This is a genomic window from Candidatus Sulfurimonas marisnigri, assembly GCF_015265475.1.
Classification (GTDB): Bacteria; Campylobacterota; Campylobacteria; order Campylobacterales; family Sulfurimonadaceae; genus Sulfurimonas; species Sulfurimonas marisnigri.
In genome coordinates this window covers 656,798-680,890 of record NZ_CP054493.1, presented here as the reverse complement: position 1 = coordinate 680,890, position 24,093 = coordinate 656,798, and the positions used below count along the sequence as shown (strand labels likewise).

At 31.3% G+C, this 24,093-nt stretch carries 21 protein-coding genes; 15 read left to right on the top strand and 6 right to left on the bottom strand.

Features of this window, described 5'->3' with window-relative positions; translation table 11 throughout:
* The first annotated feature begins 122 nt into the window (after positions 1-122).
* From HUE87_RS03465 to HUE87_RS03405, 13 genes are all read left to right on the top strand, one after another.
* On the top strand, positions 123-911 hold the full coding sequence (locus HUE87_RS03465; protein WP_194367351.1) for a response regulator: 789 nt from the start codon (positions 123-125) through the stop codon (positions 909-911).
* On the top strand, positions 892-2,130 hold the full coding sequence (locus tag HUE87_RS03460) for a response regulator (protein ID WP_194367350.1): 1,239 nt from the start codon (positions 892-894) through the stop codon (positions 2,128-2,130). Before HUE87_RS03465 ends, HUE87_RS03460 begins: the two co-directional genes overlap by 20 nt.
* Before the next feature lie 23 nt (positions 2,131-2,153).
* Complete coding sequence (locus tag HUE87_RS03455) at positions 2,154-2,564, top strand: response regulator (protein ID WP_194367349.1); 411 nt, start codon at positions 2,154-2,156, stop codon at positions 2,562-2,564.
* Complete coding sequence (locus HUE87_RS03450; protein ID WP_194367348.1) at positions 2,561-3,628, top strand: protein-glutamate methylesterase/protein-glutamine glutaminase; 1,068 nt, start codon at positions 2,561-2,563, stop codon at positions 3,626-3,628. Before HUE87_RS03455 ends, HUE87_RS03450 begins: the two co-directional genes overlap by 4 nt.
* A gap of 14 nt (positions 3,629-3,642) precedes the next feature.
* The gene (locus tag HUE87_RS03445) at positions 3,643-4,950 is read left to right on the top strand and encodes a sensor histidine kinase (RefSeq protein WP_194367347.1); all 1,308 of its coding nucleotides are present in this window, start codon (positions 3,643-3,645) and stop codon (positions 4,948-4,950) included.
* Positions 4,943-6,625 (top strand): EAL domain-containing response regulator, encoded by a 1,683-nt coding sequence (locus tag HUE87_RS03440; protein WP_194367346.1) that lies wholly within the window; start codon positions 4,943-4,945, stop codon positions 6,623-6,625. The genes HUE87_RS03445 and HUE87_RS03440 overlap by 8 nt, the downstream gene beginning before the upstream one ends.
* On the top strand, positions 6,622-7,041 hold the full coding sequence (locus HUE87_RS03435) for a response regulator transcription factor (protein ID WP_194367345.1): 420 nt from the start codon (positions 6,622-6,624) through the stop codon (positions 7,039-7,041). The genes HUE87_RS03440 and HUE87_RS03435 overlap by 4 nt, the downstream gene beginning before the upstream one ends.
* The gene (locus HUE87_RS03430; protein WP_194367344.1) at positions 7,042-9,015 is read left to right on the top strand and encodes an FIST N-terminal domain-containing protein; all 1,974 of its coding nucleotides are present in this window, start codon (positions 7,042-7,044) and stop codon (positions 9,013-9,015) included.
* A gap of 46 nt (positions 9,016-9,061) precedes the next feature.
* Positions 9,062-9,847, top strand: a complete 786-nt coding sequence (locus HUE87_RS03425) for a response regulator (RefSeq protein ID WP_194367343.1) — start codon at positions 9,062-9,064, stop codon at positions 9,845-9,847.
* Between the two features lie 46 nt (positions 9,848-9,893).
* Positions 9,894-10,931, top strand: coding sequence for an ATP-binding response regulator (locus tag HUE87_RS03420; RefSeq protein WP_194367342.1), 1,038 nt, complete (start codon positions 9,894-9,896; stop codon positions 10,929-10,931).
* 112 nt (positions 10,932-11,043) lie between these two features.
* On the top strand, positions 11,044-11,691 hold the full coding sequence (locus HUE87_RS03415; protein ID WP_194367341.1) for a response regulator transcription factor: 648 nt from the start codon (positions 11,044-11,046) through the stop codon (positions 11,689-11,691).
* A 122-nt stretch (positions 11,692-11,813) separates the two neighbouring features.
* Entirely contained in the window at positions 11,814-13,478 is a 1,665-nt protein-coding gene (locus HUE87_RS03410; protein WP_194367340.1) for an ATP-binding protein, read from the top strand.
* Positions 13,438-15,102, top strand: a complete 1,665-nt coding sequence (locus HUE87_RS03405) for an EAL domain-containing response regulator (RefSeq protein ID WP_194367339.1) — start codon at positions 13,438-13,440, stop codon at positions 15,100-15,102. The genes HUE87_RS03410 and HUE87_RS03405 overlap by 41 nt, the downstream gene beginning before the upstream one ends.
* On the opposite strand, the gene HUE87_RS03400 is transcribed toward HUE87_RS03405, so the two are convergent.
* Genes HUE87_RS03400 through HUE87_RS03375 form a run of 6 tightly spaced genes read right to left on the bottom strand, consistent with a single transcriptional unit; the run spans position 15,074 to position 22,085 of the window.
* Positions 15,074-15,904, bottom strand: coding sequence for a CheR family methyltransferase (locus tag HUE87_RS03400; protein WP_194367338.1), 831 nt, complete (start codon positions 15,902-15,904; stop codon positions 15,074-15,076). The genes HUE87_RS03405 and HUE87_RS03400 overlap by 29 nt on opposite strands.
* Positions 15,891-16,853: a chemotaxis protein CheV gene (locus HUE87_RS03395; protein WP_194367337.1), complete on the bottom strand. Its 963-nt coding sequence runs from the start codon at positions 16,851-16,853 to the stop codon at positions 15,891-15,893. Before HUE87_RS03395 ends, HUE87_RS03400 begins: the two co-directional genes overlap by 14 nt.
* On the bottom strand, positions 16,853-17,347 hold the full coding sequence (locus tag HUE87_RS03390) for a chemotaxis protein CheW (protein WP_194367336.1): 495 nt from the start codon (positions 17,345-17,347) through the stop codon (positions 16,853-16,855). The genes HUE87_RS03395 and HUE87_RS03390 overlap by 1 nt, the downstream gene beginning before the upstream one ends.
* 18 nt (positions 17,348-17,365) lie before the next feature.
* Positions 17,366-19,780: a methyl-accepting chemotaxis protein gene (locus HUE87_RS03385; protein WP_194367335.1), complete on the bottom strand. Its 2,415-nt coding sequence runs from the start codon at positions 19,778-19,780 to the stop codon at positions 17,366-17,368.
* A gap of 14 nt (positions 19,781-19,794) precedes the next feature.
* On the bottom strand, positions 19,795-21,792 hold the full coding sequence (locus HUE87_RS03380) for a chemotaxis protein CheA (protein ID WP_194367334.1): 1,998 nt from the start codon (positions 21,790-21,792) through the stop codon (positions 19,795-19,797).
* Positions 21,789-22,085, bottom strand: a complete 297-nt coding sequence (locus tag HUE87_RS03375) for an STAS domain-containing protein (protein ID WP_194367333.1) — start codon at positions 22,083-22,085, stop codon at positions 21,789-21,791. The genes HUE87_RS03380 and HUE87_RS03375 overlap by 4 nt, the downstream gene beginning before the upstream one ends.
* A gap of 172 nt (positions 22,086-22,257) precedes the next feature.
* Between HUE87_RS03375 and HUE87_RS03370 the strand changes: the two genes are divergently transcribed.
* Positions 22,258-23,199 carry a WD40 repeat domain-containing protein gene (locus tag HUE87_RS03370; RefSeq protein ID WP_194367332.1) on the top strand — a complete coding sequence of 314 codons (942 nt, stop codon included), beginning with the start codon at positions 22,258-22,260 and terminating at the stop codon, positions 23,197-23,199.
* Between the two features lie 139 nt (positions 23,200-23,338).
* On the top strand, positions 23,339-24,088 hold the full coding sequence (locus tag HUE87_RS03365) for a response regulator transcription factor (RefSeq protein ID WP_194367331.1): 750 nt from the start codon (positions 23,339-23,341) through the stop codon (positions 24,086-24,088).
* Positions 24,089-24,093 lie beyond the last annotated feature (5 nt).

Sequence of the window (24,093 nt, the reverse complement as noted above, 5' to 3'; positions counted from 1 at the left end):
TATTATTTAAATAAACTTATTAACTAGAATTATTCAAAGTCAAAAATATTAATAACTGTATCTCCATATTTTCTTCATAGTTTTAAAATAGTATTACAACAACTTTATAAATAGGACTTGCTATGAATATCTTAATCGCTGAAGATGCTAAAGAGACCAGAGAAGTATTAAAGAATATTATTATATATGCCATAGACAATAGTGTAACAATAATTGAAGCTGATAATGGTGCAGAGGCATTAGAGATTATTAATAATTATCCAATAGATATTTTATTGACAGATATTATGATGCCGAAGATGGATGGCTTTGAACTAATTAAACAAGTTAAAGACAATAAGTCATTAAAGCATATATTTATTGCTTCTATCACTGGTCTGAGTGGAGAAGAACAAGTTAAAAAAGTCTTCTCTTGCGGGGCTGACTACTATATACCTAAACCAATCCAGCAAGAAGATATAATAGCTAGACTAAAGCTAATATATAAACTTGTTCAAAAAGACAAACCTGCCCCCGAATTGATAAGAGACACCTTTAACCCTTTTAATGTACCAGTTATGACAAACTACTATACAATTTTTACAATTTTGCAAGAAGAAGATTTATATCAAATCATTCACCACTTGGCAGTTCTTTACCCTGAGGCTAATAAACTTATGCTCAAAGATTTTATTTCAATTCTTCTAAAAAGCTATGAATCACTTAACGATGAATTTGATGGAGCTTTTGAAATAATGCTTGAGACATCATACGATGCGGTATATTTAAGCTGTACAAACCTTAGTTTTATTGAAGTTTTAAGAAAAAATGAAGATTCAATACCACAATCTTATGAGGTAAAGTATATGTCTAATAGCATAACGATAAAAATACCAACAAAAGGGAGTTCTAATGAAGATATTAATAGTTGATGATGCAAAAGAGACTAGAGAAAGTTTGCACAATATAATAAAAGTTAAAATAAGTTCTACCTACGAAATAGCTGAAGCAGAAGATGGCTTAGAAGCTCTAGGAGTTGTTGAAACTTTTCACCCAGACATTGTACTGACTGATATCTTAATGCCAAAAATGGATGGTATCCGTTTTACTGCACTACTTAAATCACAACCTCAAACGAAGCATATATTTGTTGCGGCTATAACTGGATTAAGCGGAGAAGAGCAGATTCAAAAGATTTATGCAAGTGGCGTAGATTTTTATATTGCTAAACCATTCCAACTTGATGATATTGTTGCAAGACTTAAAGTAATAACCTCTTTAATTACACACAAAAGTTCAATCCCTGATGTCAAGCCATCCGTCGTCTACAACTGTTTTAAAGATGAACATATTAAACACTATTTTGTCACTTTTTCTATTACTGAAGAAGATGATTTATTCTTAGTATTTGATTATTTCTCAAATCAAAACATATCATATAACTCTCTTCTTTTAAAAGATTTCATGGTTGCACTAGTTAAAGCTTTCAGAAAAATGGACACTAAAAATCAACTGTTTGACTTAATTATAGAGGAGTCTGACTCCTATATTTATATAACAGTTAGAGATGGTTTTTTTGTAGAAACTATGGAATCATTAGTTAAAAAAAACAGCACACTTTTTGAGTATGCTAAAAATAGCAAAGCATTTTCATTTCGCATAAATATAGTGTCTTTTTTAGCTAAAGAGAAAAAAAAGAACATTGAAATAAATCAATATCAAAATGAATTGCTCTCAGCATATGAACTAATGAACATAAGTTCAGACGACCTGCAGTTTTATGTAAATGAACTGATTGACTCCCTAAAAGAATACAGACTATTGTGTCAAGACGACAGTACATACAATGTATCACTACGTATGACATTAATAAATTTATTTGACAAATATACACGCCTTTTTAAAAAGGTGCCTGAATTTGACAGGATTTCCATAGCATTACAAAGTGTTGCAATACTCATTCAAAACAAAGATATAAAACCATTTACAAAATCTAAAAACACACAAATGGTTCGACATATTGAAGAGTTGAATGTTACTATAGAAGAGTGGATTAAAAATATTATTACAAATCAAGATAGTTTGGATATTCACTATGATGACCATAAGATTATGTCTATGTGTCTACTTATAGAAGAAGATTTTAGTTAGTATAAATTATGCAGGAGTCAATTATGAAAATAATATTTATTGATGATAGTACAATTGTACTTGATACACTTAAATCTTTAGTTTTAGAAATGATTGACTCTAAAATTATAGTATGCGATTTTTTTACTGACTCCATTAGTATAAAAAAAATGATTGAAGAAGAATCACTAGAATATGATTTAATGTTTATTGACATAAATATGCCCATAATTACAGGCTACGACCTAGCCAAAACAGCTAAAAAAATTAAAAAATACAAGTACAAGCCAATTATAGCGATTACGTCAGAATATACTAGCGAGGCAAAAGAAGATGGTAAAAAAGCTGGTATAGATGGATGGTTTATAAAGTCAATAACGCAAGATTCCCTTCAATTATCTATTGTAAATGCTATAAAACAACTTTATAAAGATAGTGGGAACTATTTAAAATGAAACAAATAAAACTATTCATTATTGATGACTCAGCAATAGTTCGCCAAACAATTAGTAAACTTGTAGAAAATGAATCCGAGATTGAGATTTTAGGAGTTGCTGCTGATCCTATCTTTGCAATGCAAAAATTTAAAACTACTGGCACTCCAGATGTTATTATTTTAGATATTGAGATGCCTAGAATGGATGGTATTACATTTCTAAAAAAGATTATGAGTGAGCAACCAATTGCTACTATTATTTGTTCATGTGTAGCTATGTCAGGTAGCCTTAAGGCTATAGAAGCACTTCAATCTGGAGCAGTTGAGCTTATAGAAAAGCCAAACCTACAAACTAAGACATTTTTAGAAAAATCTAAAAAGAGTTTAATACAATCAATAAAAGCAGCAGCAAATTCTAAATTAAAAATAATTCCAAGTTTGCAGAAAAAAACAGACTCCGCTATTTTGCAAACTACAGACAACGTTGTAATGCAGAAAAAAAATACACAATTTATTGGAGGTAAAAGAGTCATTGCAATTGGGTCTTCTACTGGAGGTGTGCAAGTTATAGAAAAAATACTCACCTCTTTACCATCCGTAACTGTCCCTATTCTAATAACACAACATATGCCAGCTGGCTTTACAGCTTCACTTGCTAAAAGACTTGATTCTATTTCAAACATATCTGTAAAAGAAGCTGAGGATGGAGATGAACTAAAATCATCAACTGCTTACATTGCTCCTGGAGATACACACATGCTAGTTCAAAGAGTAGGATTAAAATATATTATAAAAATCAAAGATGGCCCAAAAATTTCTCATCATAAACCAAGTGTTGATGTCTTGTTCCGCTCTTTTGCAAATGAGTTAGGTAAAAGTGGTGTTGGCATCATACTTACGGGTATGGGTGGTGATGGAGCACATGGTATGAAGGAGATGTTTGATATTGGTGCAAAAACGTATGCTCAAGATGAAGATAGCTGTGTAGTTTATGGCATGCCAAATGAAGCTGTAAAACTTGGCGGTGTCACCCATTCGTTAAGTATTGAAAAAATTATTGAATTAATTCAATCTATCAAGTAACAAAAGAAGTTAATATGGAAAATTTAAAGACAGAGCAAAATTTCATCTGTGTTAGATTTATAGATTTTTTTTACATTTTACTTTTTTATCTTACGGTAATCGCTGTTATTCATATTTTCATTGACAATATAGCAAGTGCTTTTGTAGATATTGGAACTGGTTTAATTATTCTTATAATTTTAAAATACACCAGTGCCTATTCTTGTAATAAAAAAGCTACAATATTTCTTATATCCACAGCTATATTTTTCATATTTCTGATTTTTGAAGGTGGACTCTATAGAATGGGATTTGCTTGGAGTTTACTTTTTTCATCATTTGCTTTTCTACTTAACTCTAAAAAAACTGGCTTAATCTGGAGTGTCTCATTTGGAGCAATTATTTTGTTTCTCTTAATCTTTCAAAATTTACACTACATTAAAACAGCTTATGAGAATGAAGAAATCTCACTATTGTTAAGTATTTATATTCTTATGTCCTACTTGATATATGCCTTTCAAAAAGAGGTTGACATATATACTGAGGAACTTGAAAAGATAAATAAAACTCTTGAGAATAGAGTTATATATGAAGTTAAAAAGAATAAAAATAAGGACAAAGTACTAAACAATCAAGCCAAACAAGCTCAACTCGGTGAGATGGTTTCAATGATTGCACATCATTGGCGTCAACCATTAAATGCTATTAGTGCTTCAGCAATAAAATTAAAACTTGAAAATGACATGAATATAAGTACAACACAGAGCATAAATGATGCAAGCGATTTCATTCAGAATAAGACTCAAGAGATGTCTACAGTTATCAATAATTTTTTTGAATTTTCTAAACCAATTGCTGAGGACAGTGAGTTTTTACTACCATCAGCAATCCACAAGGCATTAAACATTGTTAATACACAGTTGTCATTACACTCTATTTATATAGAAACAGAGTTTGATAAAGAATTTAAAAATAAAAAATTACTAGGTTCAGAAAATCTATTTGAGCAAGTTTTACTTAACATTTTTATTAATTCAAGAGATGCTTTTGAAGGAAAAAAAGAGATTAACAAAAAAGAGATTTTAATACAAATAGACAAACTTGGAAATGTAAAGATACAAGACAATGCCGGGGGAATTCCACCTCAGATAATAGATGATATTTTCAACCCATACTTTACAACTAAACAAGATGTAAACGGGACAGGCTTGGGTCTGTATATGAGTCGTAAAATAATGAGAACACACTTTAACGGTGACTTAACTTATATGCCTGTTATTGATGGTAGTTGTTTTAAAATTACTTTCGGTAATTATATAGAGCAGGATTCAGAAAATGTATGATGTAAAAAAAATCAGTAAAATTTGTTCACGTTTCTCTGCACTGCTTATTGACGATGATGAAGACGCAAGGGGAGAAGTAGAGAGCATATTAACACATCTTTTTTCAGTTGTTTTAGTAGCAAAAGATGGAAAGGAAGCATTGGAAATTTACAAACGTAAAAGAGTAGACATAATTATCACTGATTTAAACATGCCCAAGATGGATGGTTTTGAACTGACTCAAGCAGTTAGAAAGATAAATCAAAAACAAAAAATTATTGTTATGTCGGCACATACTGAAGCAGATATAATTGTTAAAGCAATTAAAAGTGGCGTAGATGGATATATATTAAAACCTATAAATGCTAGCCAGATGTTTGAAGCAATTGAAAAAACAGTAGTTTCTTTGAAAATTGAAAAAGAGAATAGTTTTTATCAAGAAGAACTAGAAAATAGAGTTGACAATCAAGCCAAAGAACTTATAAATCAACTTGAATATGACCCAATTACAGGATTACCAAATAAACAGAAACTGCATTTAGATTTTATAACAAGCAGATTCAACGATGGTATTTTACTAAATATTGATAACTTCTCACATATTAATTGTTCGTATGGATATGATAATGGAGATTTATTACTTAAAGGTGTTGCAAGTTTTTTAAAACAAATAACTCATCATACTATATACAAAGGTATTGGTGATGAGTTTTTCATAGCCCTTGAGTCATCATCTGCAGAAAAATCTTTAAAGCTTGCGCAGGAAATTAAGAAAAAAGTATATACCAAGCGATTTAAGATTGGTTCCATACATGTTAGAATAACATTTTCAATTGGTATTATATCTATTAATGATAATGACATTTCAATTCCTTATTCTAAAGCACAGCTTGCAATTATGGATATGAGGAAGGTGCATAAGAATGTAATTGGTCACTACCAGCCAGATTCTAAAACAGAGCAATACCAGCAAAAAATGCATGAATGGGCTCATAAAACTAAACTCGCACTAGATTTTGACCTACTAATTCCATATTATCAGCCTATTATAAACTTAGCCACTAATGAAATAGAAAAGTATGAATGCTTAGCACGAATTATAGAACAAGAGGAGACTATCTTTCCTTCTTATTTTATAGAAGCTGCACGTATAGCAGGTATGGTTACTGATATTACACGACGGATGATTGAAAAATCATTTAAAACATTTTCTACATGTAACAAAGAGTTTTCCATAAACATAACAGATGATGATTTTAAAGAGGGGTATTTAGTAGACTACCTACTAGAGCATTGTGAAAAGCACAATATTCATCCTTCACAAGTTGCACTTGAAGTACTGGAAAATATTAGTGACTATGATTTACAGCATGCAAACTTTCAAATGGAAAAACTAAAAAATATTGGATTTAAAATTGCAATAGACGACTTTGGTGCAGATAGTTCTAATTTTGCAAGAGTACAAAAGTTACAAATAGATTATCTTAAGATTGATGGTTCGTTTATTAAAGATATTGCACTAAATCAAAATAGTATGATTATTGTAAAAACTATAGTTTTTTATGCAAAGCATAGTGGGGTTAATACAATCGCAGAATTTGTACATGACGAAGAGACATATAAAATTATAAAAGAGCTAGGTATAGACTATGCACAAGGATATTACATATCTGAACCTTTGAAGGATATACTATGAATATAAACGAAAGACTTAAGAAGGAAGCACAATACTTGTCTGTTTTATATGTTGAAGATGAAGAGGACACACGTAAGCAAATTTCTCAGATACTAGAACTTTTTTTTCAGAAAGTTTTTATTGCAAAAGATGGGCTAGATGCAATTGAAGTCTATAGATACAGCAAAGCAGATTTAGTTATGACAGATTTAACTATGCCAAACATGGATGGCTTAACAATGGTTAAAGAGATTAAAAAAATAAATAACAATCAACATGTAATTATATTGACAGCGCACAATAGTAGTGAGAATCTTATGGAAACAATAGATTTACAACTTGATGGTTTTTTACTAAAGCCTATCAAAATGGATAAAATGTTAGAGCTCCTTTTAAAGATATCACATATGATAAATCTTGAAAAAAATGAGAAATAGGTGTATACATTAAACCACTATTACAGAAATGAAGAGATACTACATGAATGGCTCTGCAAGCATGAGTTTAGCTCTAAAAAAGAGTGTTTAGTGCAGTTTTTCTGTGGTATTTCACAAGAGGCAATTATGAAAAAAATTGCCTCTGCATTGTGCAGTAATCTTCCAGGTGCACATATTATTGGAGCAACAACAGATGGTGAAATTTACAATGATAAAGTCAGCACAAATAAAATAATCATAAGTGTCTCTGTGTTTGAAACTAGTACTATAAGTTCAGTTGGAGTCATATATGGTAGTGATTCCTTCACAATGGGACGTGACATAGCATCAAACCTTGATGCTGATGATGTCAAAGCCATGGTTTTTTTTACGGCAGGGTTACTTGTGAGCGGTGAACAATTTCTTGATGGAGTAAAAACTATCTCTAAAGGAAAGTTTATTGTTTCAGGTGGTATGGCAGGGGATAATGCAAGTTTCAAACAAACATATATTACTCATGGAAACAGTGTAATTAAAAAAGGCTCTGTTGGGGTTGCGCTAAAAGGAAAAGATCTACATGTAAAGAGTCAGTACAAGTTTGGTTGGGAAACGGTTGGGCTATCTATGAAGGTTACAAAAAGTATAGCAAATAGAGTATATGAAATTAACAATGTTGCAGCACTAGACGTATATAAAAAATACTTTGGCAATAATATAGAAGAACTATTTCCTGAAATAGGGTTTGAAACTCCATTAATTATATCACGCAATGGTGTCAAAATTGCTCGTGTTTGTTTAAAAGCACTAGAAGACGGTTCTTTACTTTTTGGAGGTGATCTTAGAGAAAATGAAGAGATACGTTTTGCAGTTGGAGGTATTGACAATATTTTAAGAGATGGTGTTAATAAATTTAAAGATTTCAAAGACTCTTTTACTCCTGAGTCTGTTTTTGTGTATTCTTGCATGGCAAGACGACATTTACTAAAAGATGACAGCTATTTTGAACTCAGAGAATTTGCAAATAAGTGCAGTGTAAGTGGCTTTTTTGTCTATGGAGAATTTTTTTCAGATGCTAATGACAACTATCTATTTAACGAAACAATGACTATTTTGGCATTAAGAGAATCCGAGCAGATAAATAATAGCAAATATGCACATAATAGAAACCTACCTGCTGCAGATATGAAAGAGAGTAAAATAACACATGCATTAACACATATGACTAATGTTATAGCACATGAGTGGGAAGATAGTGTCAATGAGAAGCTACAAAAGAGCAAAGAAAAAGAGAAGAATAAATTTCAGAATAATAAACTTATGCAAATGGGAGAGATGATAGGCATGATAGCCCACCAATGGAGACAACCGCTAAATGCCATAAGTGCAACAGGTATTAATCTCTCACTACTCTCAAGCATGGGAATGCTTGAACCACAAAAAATACAAGAGAGCAGTGAGTTTATTCAAGACCAATGCCAAAACATGTCGCAAACAATTGACACCTTTATGAACTTCGTAAAACCGGCAAAGGAGTCAAAACCATTTAGACTCTCTCATACAATAGAAGCTATTATACAAATAATGGGGACACAACTAACCAATCACAGCATACATGTAGATGTTAAAGTAACTAATGAAAATATCTCAATGGTAGGTTATGAAGACCTATTAGAACAGGTAATCATAAATATTCTCGCAAATGCAAGAGATGCTTTTGAAGATATAGAGAGTGCAGACAAGTTTATAAATATAACCATAGATATGAAAGAGAATATACCAATAATAGTCATAGAAGATAATGCAGGTGGAATACCAGAAGAAATAAGAGATAAAATATTTAACCCATACTTCACAACAAAAGAACAAGGAAAAGGTACCGGAATTGGTCTTTATATGAGCATGGATATAATGAAAAAGAGTTTTAACGGTGATTTAATATATACAGCAACTCAAAATGGTAGCTCTTTTGAGATTGTTTGTAAGGGTGAAGTTTAGTAGAGAATGTGCTATAATTTATCAATTAAATATTGAAAGAATATATGTGGATAAAAAAATAGTACATGAGATTGGAAATTATTTACACCAAATTATAAGCAGTGCTGACTCTATTATAAAGAGTGATGAGTTTTGTGACATTGGTGAAAGAATTAAAAAAAGTGCTTATAATATTGATGCTCTTTTAACTGATTCAAGTGCAAAAAAAACAAAAGTTGATATTTCTAAAAACAGCACATATACTCTTGACATGAATCAGTTCTGTGGTTTAAATATCATGATAGTTGATGATGTCATAGAAAATATTAATATTATGAGTGATATTTTTCAAACTCTATCTTGTAACATTAAATCAGCCACGAGCGGGGAAGATGCTTTAGATATTTTCAACAACGGTTTTAAGCCAGACATAGTCTGTATGGATATTGTTATGCCTGGCATGGATGGTACAAGTACGACAAAAGAGCTTAGACTATTGGGGTGTAGTGCCTACTTTATAGCTGTAAGTGCTCTAAAAAACCAACCAAACACTATTACATCAACTTTTGACTGCTGGTTGCCAAAACCATTTACATCTGAGCACATTATGGGTGCCTTACTAGGGTATAACACCAGAGATATTAAAGATACCAAAGAGGATAACTATAAACTAGAAGCAGATATATCGAGTGAAGTAAAAAATGAACTTCTTCGTTTAGCTAAAGTTGGTGCATACAGTGAGCTAGATAGGCTGATTTCAACACTTGAAAATTCAAGAACAAAAACTTTTTTAAGCTCATCACTAAGAAGAGTTGACTTTACTTCAATTATCAAGTCCATTGTTTCTCCATAATTAGATGTTACTATAAACTAATTTAAATATTTAAAAAAGGCATACAATGGATTTAGTAGAAAATGACAATCCTAAAGTATTGCTCGTTGATGACAAGGCCGAAAACATAACCATCCTTCTTGATATGCTAGAACCTCTTAATCTGGAAATTTTTGTGTCATTAAGTGCTAAAGATGCTCTAAAAAGTGTAGGTACTTATGACTTTGACCTTATCTTGCTCGATATTGTCATGCCTAATATGGATGGATATGAAGTATGCAAAATACTTAAGAATCATAATAAACACAAAGACATACCAATCATATTTATCTCTGCACTTGGTGGTGTTGAGGATAAAATAAAAGGCTTTTCTTATGGTGTAGATGACTATATAGCTAAACCATTTTTACAAGAAGAGTTAATTGCCAGAGTTAAATTACACCTTCAAAAAGGTTTACTTTTTAAATCTCTTAAGCAGCTATTACGTAAATCTTACCATGAACTTTATAATCCTCTTACAATTATAAACACCTCTGTTGAGATGCAAAACTTAAAGCATGGTAATACCCGTTATACAGACTCCATAACTGTAGCATCAAATACACTTCAATTAGTTTATGATGATTTGTATTATTCACTCTCATCTCGTAATCATCATGAAAATGTACTATCAATTGACCTTGTAAAATTTGTGCAAAAGAGAATAGATTATTTTTACTATTTTAGAAAGAGCAAAAATATCAATATTGATTTGCAAAGTTTTGAGGTAAGTAAAATACAAATTCGAGAAGTGGATTTATATAGAATAGTTGACAATACAATATCTAACGCAATAAAGTATGCAAAAGATGGTTCAACAGTTAGCATAGATATTATAAACAGTAACGACAGTGTAATATTTAAATCTTCCAATATTGGAAGCACTATCAATCATCCGGAAAAGATTTTTAAACAAGGGTACAGAGAAGATTTTGAAAATATTGGTATGGGAATTGGTTTAGAAATTGTTTCATCTTTATGTAATACATACAATATAAAAACAGAAGTTATTTCCGAAAATGGCGTTACTTCTTTTAAATATGCAATACCTAAAATACTTAATTAGTTCTATAAATAAATTATAAATTAAGAAAACATAGTTATGTTTAGTTATATATTATTTCTATAAATGTATTAATTCTGCTACAATGATTATAAATAATTACCAGAGGTCTAAAATGAAAGTGATTCTTCTTGAAGATGAGTATTTACTCAACAGCAATATTAAAGAGTTCCTTGAGATGAAAGGAGTAGTTGTTGAAGCTTATACAGATGGTGCTACGTTACTTCAAGAGTCCACTTTTAAAGCAGATATCGCAATTTTAGACATTGAGGTACCTGGTGCTACCGGTTATGAAGTTATAGAGTGGATTAATCGTGTAAACAATTCAATACCTACACTTTTTATGACAGCATATACAGATATTCAGAGTATAAGAAAAGCTTACTCTTTAGGATGTGCTGATTTTTTGAAAAAACCTTTTGACCTTATTGAGCTTTGGCTAAGAGTTCAACAACTTGTTGATAGTAATAATTATATAAAAGTGCAACTTGATGATAATATAGAATTTGATATGGAAAGTGAGCAGTTATACTCTTCAAACCAGATTAAAAAATTAACCAAAATTCAGAGAAAAATTCTAAAGTCTCTTATAGAACAAAAAAACAGTATAGTTACATATGAAGTGCTTATGAGTGATGTATGGGATGGTGAATATGTAAAAGTAAATACTATTGCTTCACATATTAAAGAGATTCGCAGACATATTCCAGATGAGGCAATTGAAAGTATAAGAGCTGAGGGTTATCGTTTGCGTCTCAAATAAATAAAACTTCATAATTACTTCATACATTTTTATTAATATAATATATACTTTATATATGAAAGAGTGCTTACATGGATTCAGACACAATAGACTTAATATTACTAAATAATGATTGTTTATAGATGCAGTTATTAACAGCAGAAGAAGCAAATAATTACAAAGTTTTATTTGATAATATGAACAATCCCGGACTTGTTATTAATACAAATAATGGTCTTATAGTTGATGTAAACAAATCAGCTGTGGAGACTTATGGATACACAAAAGATGAATTAATAAATTTGCCCTTGTTTGATATAAATCCAACATATAATGGAGATATAAATTCTTTACTTAAGCGCATAAAGAACAGTACTCAGAATAGGTTTGAAACACTACATCTAAAAAAAGATGGTACAAAGATTAATGTAATTGTAAACACTTCCATAATTACTCTAAAAGAAACTAAGTGTTTTTTATCTATTGTAACAGATGTTACAGACAATATTCAAGCTCAAAAAGACTTAAAATACCATAGAGATACACTTCAAACAATAGTGTTTATTTTAAACGAACTAATAATTAACAAAGATTTTAACTCAAGTGTGAAAAATATTTTAGAAAAAATCATTAACACTCTAGATGTTGACAGAGTTTATGTATTTGAAAATAATTATTTCAACAATGATTTAGTATGTTCTCAAAAATTTGAGTCTACTAAAGAGAATATCTCTGTTCAGCTCAATAATCCTGAACTTCAAAATTTATCATATATAGGTGCTGGCATTGAACGATGGAAAGAAAAATTCCAAGAAGGTCTGTGTATAGAAGGTTTGGTTAGAGATTTTCCAGAACCTGAGAGAAAAATATTAGAGCCTCAGAATATTAAATCTACTATTATTATGCCAATTTGGTATGAAGATGTTTTTTGGGGGTTTATAGGTTTTGATGATTGTTCATATGAAAGAATATGGAATGAATTTGAAAAAGATATTTTAAAAGTCTTAGCAAGCTCTTTTATATCAGTTTTGAGAAAAGAAAACTACTTTAAAACACTTGAAGCAAAAGTACAAGAGCAAATAAAAGAGTTACGCTCTCAAGAGGGTAAACTCATAGAACAGTCTAAACTAGCTCAAATGGGTGATATGGTAAGCATGATAGCCCACCAATGGAGACAACCGCTAAATGCCATAAGTGCAACAGGTATTAATCTCTCACTACTCTCAAGCATGGGAATGCTTGAACCACAAAAAATACAAGAGAGCAGTGAGTTTATTCAAGACCAATGCCAAAACATGTCGCAAACAATTGACACCTTTATGAACTTCGTAAAACCGGCAAAGGAGTCAAAACCATTTAGACTCTCTCATACAATAGAAGCTATTATACAAATAATGGGGACACAACTAACCAATCACAGCATACATGTAGATGTTAAAGTAACTAATGAAAATATCTCAATGGTAGGTTATGAAGACCTATTAGAACAGGTAATCATAAATATTCTCGCAAATGCAAGAGATGCTTTTGAAGATATAGAGAGTGCAGACAAGTTTATAAATATAACCATAGATATGAAAGAGAATATACCAATAATAGTCATAGAAGATAATGCAGGTGGAATACCAGAAGAAATAAGAGATAAAATATTTAACCCATACTTCACAACAAAAGAACAAGGAAAAGGTACCGGAATTGGTCTTTATATGAGCATGGATATAATGAAAAAGAGTTTTAACGGTGATTTAATATATACAGCAACTCAAAATGGTAGCTCTTTTGAGATTGTTTGCAGGGGTAGAGAGTAAAGTGTCTGATATACATCAAAAGCTACTCAGTGTCACAAAAAATATTTCTGTTTTATACGCTGAAGACAACAATGAAATTAGAGAGCAATATGAGAATATATTTAAACTCCTATTTAAAGAAGTTAATAGTGCGCAAAATGGTGAAGTTGCACTAAAGGAGTACAATAAAAAAAGATATGATTTATTAATTACAGACTTGACAATGCCTAAAATGGATGGTGTTTGTTTAATAAGTGAGGTATTAAAAATCAATCCTGATCAAAATACTATTATCATGACTGCGCACAATACAGATCATGGGTTAAGAAACTCCATAGATTTCCAAGTTGATGGGATTTTACTTAAACCAGTCGCAATGGATAAGTTGTTTAAACTTCTATACAAAGTATGTAATTTAATTGACATTAGTAAAAGAGACAGTAAAAATACTCAAGAAGATAAAAAACTAGATTACCTCTTGCAAAACAATGACCAAGCTCTCTTTTTAGTTGTTGTAGATATGTTTAAAGAGATAAAAAATCAATTTGGCAGCCAAACACAAGAGCATATCTTCAGTGCCGTAAAAGAGCATCTCTCTTACTTTGGGATAGAGGACAACAATACAGTGCAATTACACAATGATGTAATAATATGTGCTACAGATAAGCACTATATAGATAATATACTTGATGCCTTGCAAAGTTTCTCTGACAACCATAATACTTTGATAGTGACATTTAATAATTTAAAAATATATATCACTCTCTCATACGGTCTTATTATGCTTAAAAATAATAGCAGTATGGAAAATAGAAGTAAAAACTTTTTACAGCACATTTACTCTATTGTTGATGAAATAAAAAATGATGAGCACAGTACTTATTTTGTCAAGATGGATATTGATATAGAAGAGGCTAAAAAAAGTGACTCTCTTAGCTGGCTGGGGGTTACTCTTGATGCTTTAAAACAAAAAACTATTGTACCGTTTTACCAACCAGTTATAGATATGTATACAATGAAAGTTTTTTCATATGAAGTATTTTCCAGAATTAAACAAGGTGACAAATATATACTACCAAAGTTTTTCATAGATTTGAGTGAGAAAGCTGGCATTTTAGAAGATATATCAGAAATTGTATTTAAGCAATGTTTCAAAGAGCTGTCTTCTAGCAATTTACCTTTTCACATTAATATGTCCAACTCGCTATTTAACAACAATGATATTGAAGACTATCTAATATATTTAGGAAATCATTTTAAAGTAAGCAATAATAGAGTTATTTTAGACATAAGAAACTATGAATCACTAAAACCTTCAAGTAAAGCAGTAAAAGCCATTTTAAGATTAAAGAACAACGGGTATAAAATAGCTTTAAAAGGGTTCGCAACTTCTAATATAAACATTGAACTGCTATCAATTTTAGAACCTGATTATATAAAAATAGATCAACTAATAATGCATAAATCTTTAACTGATACAAACATGAAAGCTGTTCTCTCATTTTTACTAGAGTACACAAACAAGTCAAGTATTAAAAGTATTTTGGTTGGTGTTGAAGATGAGAAAATATTAGACGAGGGTAAAAAACTTGGTTTCGATTACGCACAAGGTTATTTTATAGGACGACCTTCTGATAAACTGTAGGCATAACCTGAACTACTTCATCACTAATATTAAAAAGTGATTCAGAGTGTCCTATGAAGAAGTAACCATTTGGTTTTAAGTGTTGCAGAACATGTTTTACAACATTTTGTTTTGTTTGAATGTCAAAATATATAAGAACATTTCTAAGAAAAATTATATCAAACTTTCCCACATTTGGACTTATTGGCTTTGTTAAATTTATCTGAGCAAATGATAGTTTATTTTTCAAATAATCTTTTATAGCGAATTTGTTTTGCATATCTCCAACACCTTTTAAGCAGTATTGTCGTAGATAATTATCAGGTATATTTTTAGAAAACTTTATATCATACACTGCCTGTTTTGCTTGTGACAATACATCTATATTAATATCACTTGCTAATATCTCAAATGGCAAATGCCTTATAGACAAAACTTCATCTACAACCATTGCTATAGTATATGCCTCCACACCTATAGAAGATGCTGCACTCCAAATACGCAGTTGCTCATTTACTTCTGGTAATATTCTGCGAACAAGGTAGTCAAAATGTTTATTTTCACGAAAAAAACTGGTCTCATTAGTCGTTACCTGATTTATCATCAATTGTAGCTCGGTTCTATCTTTTAACACTAATTGGTAATACTCACTATAGCTACTCATATTATAATATCTAAGTCGCTTCATTAAACGACTCTCTATAAGGTTGTGCTTATTCTCTTTTAGCTCTATACCTGTAGTCTCATATATTATCTCTCTATATTTAATATATTCACCATCAGTTATTTTAACATGTAAAACAGAGTATTTATCTATCGGCATATTCTAATATTACCTCTCTAAGAGTTAGTAAGTCAAGTTTTTTAATTACTTTTCTTGCTCCAAGTTTTTCAGCCGTATTGATTATGCTCGCGTTTGCCATATTCGTATTTACAACAATTGGGATTTTACGGTAATAATCATGATTTAAGCACTCTTTTAGCAGTTCAAGTCCACCCATCACAGGCATCTCTAAATCTGTAATAATTAGTCCTATATTATCAATATTTTCATTCTTAAGTGAATCCAAAAGCTCTTTGCCATTATTAAACACCTGATATGAAAGCTGCATCTTTTCCATCAGTTGTTTAACGGCATTTTGAATTAAAACACTATCCTCAGCAATCAAAATCTCTTTATTTATAACATTCTTATCATTACTGCTAATCATTTCACTCTTTTGTAGTTCTTTGGCAAACTTGCTTGGCATCACATCTGCTAAAAACTGATCACTGTCAAAAACTTTACATAGAATTTTTTTGTTATTTACAACAATTTCACAAAGGTAAGAGATCCTTGTATCTTTATCTGAATCATCAAACATTTCAGATGGTTCGATATTTAGTACCCCATAAACACTCTTAACAATAATAGCCAATCTTACTCCGGCATAATCACAAAGAATTACTAACTCATAGATTGAGTTATCTCTACTATTAATACCTAGCCAAGAATCAAAACAGACAATATTGACAAAATGCTCGCGAATTTTTGCTGTGCCTTTCATAACTCCTGAACTATCGGTTGTTTTTGTGACATCAAGTATTTTATATTCTATTAGCTCTTCTACTTTAGCAACATTTATTGCAAAATATTCATCATTAGAATTTTGAAAGACAACATACTGACTGGCAACATCTGCATTGCTTGTAACAAGCCTAACAAGTTCATCATTTTCTAATTCTATTGATATGATTTCATCAAAATCATTGTCTACATGAATTTCTGACATTATGCATCCTTTGCATTGTTTACTTTTGATAGCTCTTCAATATTAACTAATTCTGAGGAGTTTAATATTGGTATGAATGACCCTTTAACTTTTCCAATATGCTCAATAAACTCTTTTCTAATTTTACTGCCAAACACAGGTGCATCTTCTTGCTCTTTTGTGATGATGTCATAGACCTCATTTACCTCATCAACTACAAGTCCAACTTGAAAGTTTTGTATCTCATCCTCTTTTTCGATAACTATAATTGATGTTCTTTTATTTATGGTTTGTGTATGTGAAATATTTAAACGAATTCCCAAATCTATTACAGGTATCACACTGCCTCTAATATTTGTAATGCCACTAACGCACTCTTGCATTAATGGTACCTTAGTAACTATTGAATACTCAATAATTTCTTTTATATGCAAAACTGAAAGAGCGTATATTTCACCAGCAACATAAAATGTTAAGAACTGATTGTCACTACTATCTTGATTGGCAGTACTCATAGTTACTCCTTTTATGTATTAAAACTGAACAAAATTATTACTATTTTCCAAGTTTGCTTCTGGCTCATTATCTTTTACTATTTTAGCTGTAGGTGCAGTTTTTTGTATTGAAACTTGATTTGTAACTCCTGTTATTTTGAAAAAACTTACCAACTCTTTTAGGTGAGTAGCTTGTGAACTCATCTCTTCACTGGCACTTGCTAACTCTTCACTAGCTGAAGCATTTTGCTGTGTTACTTGGTCAAGATTTGTCATGGCATAATTAATCTGGGAAATTCCTGTATCTTGTTCGGAAGATGCACTTGATATCTCTTCTATAAGTTCAGATGTCTGCTCTATACTTGGAACTATTTCACTAAGAAGAGTTCCTGCATGCTCACTTATCTTTACGCTATCGGTAGTTATCTGACTAATCTCTTGCGCTGCAGTCTGGCTTCTCTCTGCAAGTTTACGAACCTCACTTGCAACTACTGCAAACCCTTTACCATGCTCACCGGCGCGAGCCGCTTCTATAGCTGCATTTAGTGCCAATAGATTAGTTTGGTATGCAATATCTTCAATTATCCCAATTTTTCCAGCAATATTACGCATTGCATCTACAGTTTTATAAACTGCCTCTCCCCCCTCTTTGGCCATTGAAGAAGTTTTTCTTGATACTTCATTTGTTTTTCTTGCATTTTGGGCATTTTGGCTTATCCCCCCTGCCATCTCTTCTACAGCAGCTGTTGTCTCTTCAAGGCTACTTGCCTGCTCTGTAGCCCCAGTTGAGAGTGACTGTGCAGCAGAACTTACTTCATCAGCAGCTGATGCAATCTGTAACGTAGATTCATTTACACTTCCAATAATAGTATTTAGTTTTTCAATAGTTTTATTAATAGCAACTTTTAACTGATTGTAATCACCTGGTAAATCTGCACCAATCTTAGCATCAAGATCACCACTTGCTAGTTTTTGTAAAGAGTTGTCAATAGTCTCTATGACATTGCTTAAGTTATTAGACATAGAGTTTATAGAAGTTTTAATCTGTGCGTATCCACCTTTAAACTCAATGCGTATCTCTCTGTCTAGATGTCCATCGTCAATGCCTTTAAGCACCTCTGCAATCTCTTCAACGATCTCTTTTATATTTGAGATAGTACTATTAATGGCATCTTTTGCTCGTCCATAATTACCGCTGTATGTGGCATTTATAGTAGCGCTAAAATCACCTTCTGAGAGAAGGGCAAGTTTATCAACAATGTCATCAAAAGCAGCATTATCTTCATCAAAATTCTCTTTTGTTTTTGTTATATTTGTATTAATAACCTCTATCATATTTCCAATTTCATCATTAGAATTTTTAACTATTGTATTTACGCTCTTTTGCTCTTTGTTGAGATACCCAAAGAAACTGTTGATTCCTTTGCCTAACTCATTAACATCTTTAAGCAAATTAAGAATAACGATTGCAACAAAAAAGAGAAGAAAAACTGACAAAATGCCTATTATCAAATAAATAATCTTGATCAATTTGCCGTTTGAATCTATCTCCTCTTCAATTACTGCCATATATTCCATTTCAACATCGTCATATTTATGTAGCGTTGATATTACATTATCAAGCAATACAGGTATATCAACTGAAACTTCTTTAAATATCACTTGATTTTTGTCATTTATATATTTAATATCTGAGAGCTTATTTTCAAATATATTTATAACGCTTAGCAAATGCTTTTCAGTGTTGTATTTGTAGTAATTTAATGCTTTGTCTTTGTTTTGGATAGTACTAATAGTTTTAACACTGTTATGGAGTAATGAATGTGAAGCTTCAAGTTCTTTGAATTCTGAAATATCTTTTTGACTAAGTTTAGAAAATTCCTCACTATCTTTAAAGTTATAGTACCACTTGCCAACCTTACATTGCGTTGGGTCCTTTTGAACTGATACTTTTTGATTAAAGCTTATATCACTAAGTAGTTGTTTGGACCACTTTAGATGGTCACTTATTCCCTGCATTAGCATAGCTTTTAAATTTTTATTTATATGTATATACTCGCTATCATAATATTTTGCGATATTATGAATCTTTTCATGACTTTTTATCATAACCTCTATCTCTTCTTTCATAGATGAAGAAAGTTTGCTATACCCTTTCGTATCTTTAAGAGTAGAGTACCATTTGCCAAGTATACATTCTGTATGGCTAACTGACGCCTTTTTGAATTTTCCACTAACTAATGCAGCACTTGAGAGTTCGCCAACATATGACTCATGAGCGCCAATCATTTCATGGGTATGCAGCTCCTGATTTTTTAATTCTTTTACTGATTCAATACCATTTTTGAGTACATCTGAAGATACTAACCCCACTACTAAAAGTGTACTTACAAAAGCAACTAAAGTACCGGCACTTAAACCAATCTTTGCTTTAATCGTCATATTGTTTAACATTTTTTTTCCTTTTTTTAAGCTACAAGCTCTTTTTTTTGTTTTGATTCCATCATTTGAAGCATTACCTGAATATCCATTATTAACGCTACTTCACCGCTCCCCAAAATAGTTGAGCCGCTAAAATACTTTAACTCATTAAAGAGCTGTCCCATTGGCTTGATAACAGTCTGAAGTTCGCCTAGGAGTTCATCAACTATTATCCCCATCCTTTGTCCTGCATATTGAATTACTATTACATTACTCCTAGCTGTATCGCTGTGAGGTATTTTAAAATAGGTGCTTATATTTAGAAGTGGAAGGACTCTCCCTCTTAGGTTAATATAGCTGTTGTTATGCATTTGTGCTATGGTCTTTTTATTTAACTCTATACACTCAACCAGCATATCTAACGGTATTATTATATGTGTATTGCCAACTTTTGTTAAAAATCCGTCTATTATTGCCAAGGTCAAAGGTAACCTAATCGTAACTTTAGTACCTTTAGATTTTTCACTCTCTATCTCTATGCCGCCGTGAAGATCACTGATATTTCGTTTTACGACATCCATACCGACACCTCTGCCCGATATATCGCTTACTTTTTCTGCAGTAGAAAACCCTGCCTGCAAAATCAGATCGAAAATCTCTTTTTGAGTAGGTTCGCTTTGTTCGTCTATAAGACCTTTTTCTATACCTTTTCTCAAAAGAACCTCAGCATCAAGCCCTTTTCCATCATCTATAATCTCAATTGCTATGGAGCCTGCATCATGGTAAGCATTTAGATGTAAAACACCGGTAATACTTTTGCCAAACGCTTCTCTTACATCTGGAGTTTCTATGCCGTGGTCAATAGAGTTTCGTATAAGGTGAACAAGCGGATCTGCTATCTTTTCTATTACTGTTTTGTCAAGCTCTGTATCTCCTCCATTAATGATAAGGTCTACTTTTTTACCAACCTTATTTGCAGTGTCGTGCACAATACGTTTAAACTTATTAAACGTCTCACCAATAGGAACCATACGAATCTGCATGGCATTTTCTCTCACCTCTTCAAGCATTCTAGTGACTGTAGAGACCGATTCAATCAGTTCTGAGTCTCTCAAATTTGCAGCATGTTGCATCACACTTGCGTTTGAAATAACCATTTCACCTATAAGGTTTATTAAACTATCAACTTTTGAAGCTTCTATACGAATAAAATTTGTCTGCTTTACGGCTTGAGGAGTATTTTTAGCTTTAGAGCCCTCTATCTGGATTTCTCTCTTTTTCTCAATAGTTTTTACGGGCTCAGGCTTTTGTTTACTTTCTGATAAGTCTATAACTGAAACTGTGGAGCCCTCCTTAACAAAATCAAAAGCTGCTTCCAATTCTTGAGAATCTTTACTGCTGTGCACATCTATAATATATGACATGTAACAATTTGATGGATTAATATCTGTAAATATAGGAATAGATTCTGTGTCTGTTTGAATATTTTTTATTTCACCTAATTCATGAAGAAAATTTATAAAGGTATATGTGTCAAAACCGTGACTGAATGTATCGGAGGCAAAATCTATTTTTATTTGGTACTCGTTTATCTCAATTAATTCAACTATTTCGACTGTTTCTTCTACATGTAGATTGTCATTACCATCTAAATGGGCTTGCAACTCATTTATCAGTCTTTTGCTGTCACTCTTTATATCTTCATCTGGATGCCCTTCAGGGTCACTCATAACAAAGTTGATGAGTATTTGCATCTGGTCTTTACATGCTAAAAGGAGTTCAATGATTTCACCGCTCATTGGTATCTTATGATTTCTGATTTTATCTAATAAGTTCTCAGCTATATGCGTAAACTCAACTATATAATCTATGCCGAACATACCAGAACTACCCTTAATGGTATGTGCAGCGCGAAAGACAGCATTAATGTTTTCATCATTCATGCCCTCTTCTTGAATCTGCATTAGAGCATCTTCCATCTTTTGAAGCAACTCATCATTTTCTGCTTTATATCCGTCGAGCATATCTATGAAATCTAAATTCATACTATTGCCCCTTTAAAATATTCACCTAGTTTAAAAAAATCAATGAATTCGTTAAACTTAATTCCAGCAGTTACTTCAAAAACTTTTTCTTCTTTTTCAAGATATTTTTTTAGAGAGATTAAGATTTGTAAACCTGCTGAATCTATCGCTTTAAGATCAACACAGTGAATTACGAACTCTTTATCTGTTAGTAGAATTGGGGTGATTTCTTTATGAAAGATTGCAACTTCTTCAATAGTTAAGGCATATTCCATGTCAACAAAGCATTGCCCATCATCAGAATAAATTTTCATACAGTCACCTTTCTTGAATTTTATTTAAAGTAATACTATATAATTACTATGAATAAATTATGAAGTTTTTATATTTTATTTCTTGAGCTTTAATCTAATAAATAATATATATGTCATCTTAAATAAGACTTTATATAATATAAGCATTCAATTTTGAGGCTATTTTTATTTAATGAAAAAACTTTTGATTATATTTTTATTTTATTCACTCTATGCAAAAGAGATAATCCCTAGTGCGATATATACCTCGGTTGGTTTTGTTAGTGATTTTATAGTTTATGAGAATACTCTTTATGTTGGAAATGATATGGGAGCAGTAGATATTTTTGATATTAAAACAACAAAACTAGTAAACCAAATTTTACTTCCACCACTTACTTCATCTATGAATCAGATTATTCCTGCTGATATTCTTAGCGTTGATTACCTAAACGGGAAAGTATTAATTCTAAGCGTTGGTAATGACTCATACAGAAATGTATGGATATATGAGAACTACATGTTAAAGCAGATAATAAATGAGGATTATAAACTCACTTTAAAAGAGGCCCGTTTTGTGAATGATGAGCAAGTAGTATTTGCAACATTAGATTCAGATGTTATTTTGCACGATATGAGAGAAAAGTATAGTGTATATAAAACTCATGTTTCTAACAGTGCAATGGGTGATATGACACTCAGCGAAGATAAAACAAAGATGATTATGGCTGATGAGAGTGGAGCTGTAAAGATTATTGATATTAAAAGTTCAGACACTATAAAAACTCACTACTCACAAAATGTAGACAATATTTATAAAGTTGCCTATAGTAATGGTGTTATACTTACAGCAGGACAAGACAGAAGAGTTGGAGTGTACCAAAACACACAAGAGCCTTACTATATAAAAAGTGACTTTCTTGTTTTTTGCGTTGGAATAAGTCCAAGTGGAGAAGTTGGAGTTTACTCAAGTGGTGAGGAAAATGTACTGCAACTCTTTAATACAAAAACTAAAACTAAATACGACCGATTAGTTGGTCATACAAAAATAATCAATCAAATTAAGTTTATAAGCGAGAAAGAAATATTTAGTTCGAGTAGAGATAATAAAATTTTATATTGGGAACTTAATTAATTATTTTACACAAGTTTAGTGTAAGATTGTAACAATATTATCACAACATCTAAAATAAAAGCTGTGAAGTTATAAATAAATGTAATATAATGCTATTATACATAATCACAAAATAATTATATTTTAAGTTAGGCTAAGCATGAACAGACACACTATTATTATTGTAGAAGATGATGAGATTACTGCTTTAAATCTAAAGCTTTCTCTACAAAAACATGGATATGACATTATTGCAATATGTGACAATGCCTCCGATGCAAAAAAGAAAATAGATGAATACAAGCCTGATATCATTATTATAGACATATCTCTTCAGGAGAGCAATGATGGTATAGAGTTGGCAAAAGTAATAAGAAAAAAGTATTCTATACCATTTATATATTTAACTTCACACAGTGATGATGATATCATTGCAGAGGCAATCAAAACAGAACCTTATGGATACATAGTTAAGCCATTTGATCCAGCTTCTTTACATGCTACTATACAGATGGCTATTTTCAAGTTTAGTGTAGAAAGTGAAAGAAATGAAGATATAAATGCTTCTAAAATAGACAAACAGCACTTAGATAAACTGCTGTATGCAAAAAGAGACCCAGATAAGCCGTTCATATCTTTTGGAGATGCTTATCATATGGATATTGCTAAAGATGAAATATTTTATAATAATGAAAAAATTAAACTTACAAAAAAAGAGTACGCTATTCTACGTCTTCTTGTTGCCAAACTAGGTCATGTTATAAGTTTTAATCAAGCTATTGACTATGTATGGCAAGATAATGGAGCAACAGAAAACAGCATTAGAACATTAGTTTGGAGACTTAGAAATAAGCTCCCTACAGATATAATAAAAAATGCTTCAGGCATAGGCTATCATATTGAAAAATAGTTTAA

Coding starts and splice junctions, on each gene's coding strand:
- HUE87_RS03465 (WP_194367351.1), top strand. CDS start 123: ATGAATATCTTAATCGCTGAAGATGCTAAAGAGACCAGAGAAGTATTA.
- HUE87_RS03460 (WP_194367350.1), top strand. CDS start 892: ATGAAGATATTAATAGTTGATGATGCAAAAGAGACTAGAGAAAGTTTG.
- HUE87_RS03455 (WP_194367349.1), top strand. CDS start 2,154: ATGAAAATAATATTTATTGATGATAGTACAATTGTACTTGATACACTT.
- HUE87_RS03450 (WP_194367348.1), top strand. CDS start 2,561: ATGAAACAAATAAAACTATTCATTATTGATGACTCAGCAATAGTTCGC.
- HUE87_RS03445 (WP_194367347.1), top strand. CDS start 3,643: ATGGAAAATTTAAAGACAGAGCAAAATTTCATCTGTGTTAGATTTATA.
- HUE87_RS03440 (WP_194367346.1), top strand. CDS start 4,943: ATGTATGATGTAAAAAAAATCAGTAAAATTTGTTCACGTTTCTCTGCA.
- HUE87_RS03435 (WP_194367345.1), top strand. CDS start 6,622: ATGAATATAAACGAAAGACTTAAGAAGGAAGCACAATACTTGTCTGTT.
- HUE87_RS03420 (WP_194367342.1), top strand. CDS start 9,894: ATGGATTTAGTAGAAAATGACAATCCTAAAGTATTGCTCGTTGATGAC.
- HUE87_RS03415 (WP_194367341.1), top strand. CDS start 11,044: ATGAAAGTGATTCTTCTTGAAGATGAGTATTTACTCAACAGCAATATT.
- HUE87_RS03410 (WP_194367340.1), top strand. CDS start 11,814: ATGCAGTTATTAACAGCAGAAGAAGCAAATAATTACAAAGTTTTATTT.
- HUE87_RS03405 (WP_194367339.1), top strand. CDS start 13,438: ATGGTAGCTCTTTTGAGATTGTTTGCAGGGGTAGAGAGTAAAGTGTCT.
- HUE87_RS03400 (WP_194367338.1), bottom strand. CDS start 15,904: ATGCCGATAGATAAATACTCTGTTTTACATGTTAAAATAACTGATGGT.
- HUE87_RS03395 (WP_194367337.1), bottom strand. CDS start 16,853: ATGTCAGAAATTCATGTAGACAATGATTTTGATGAAATCATATCAATA.
- HUE87_RS03390 (WP_194367336.1), bottom strand. CDS start 17,347: ATGAGTACTGCCAATCAAGATAGTAGTGACAATCAGTTCTTAACATTT.
- HUE87_RS03385 (WP_194367335.1), bottom strand. CDS start 19,780: ATGTTAAACAATATGACGATTAAAGCAAAGATTGGTTTAAGTGCCGGT.
- HUE87_RS03380 (WP_194367334.1), bottom strand. CDS start 21,792: ATGAATTTAGATTTCATAGATATGCTCGACGGATATAAAGCAGAAAAT.
- HUE87_RS03375 (WP_194367333.1), bottom strand. CDS start 22,085: ATGAAAATTTATTCTGATGATGGGCAATGCTTTGTTGACATGGAATAT.
- HUE87_RS03370 (WP_194367332.1), top strand. CDS start 22,258: ATGAAAAAACTTTTGATTATATTTTTATTTTATTCACTCTATGCAAAA.
- HUE87_RS03365 (WP_194367331.1), top strand. CDS start 23,339: ATGAACAGACACACTATTATTATTGTAGAAGATGATGAGATTACTGCT.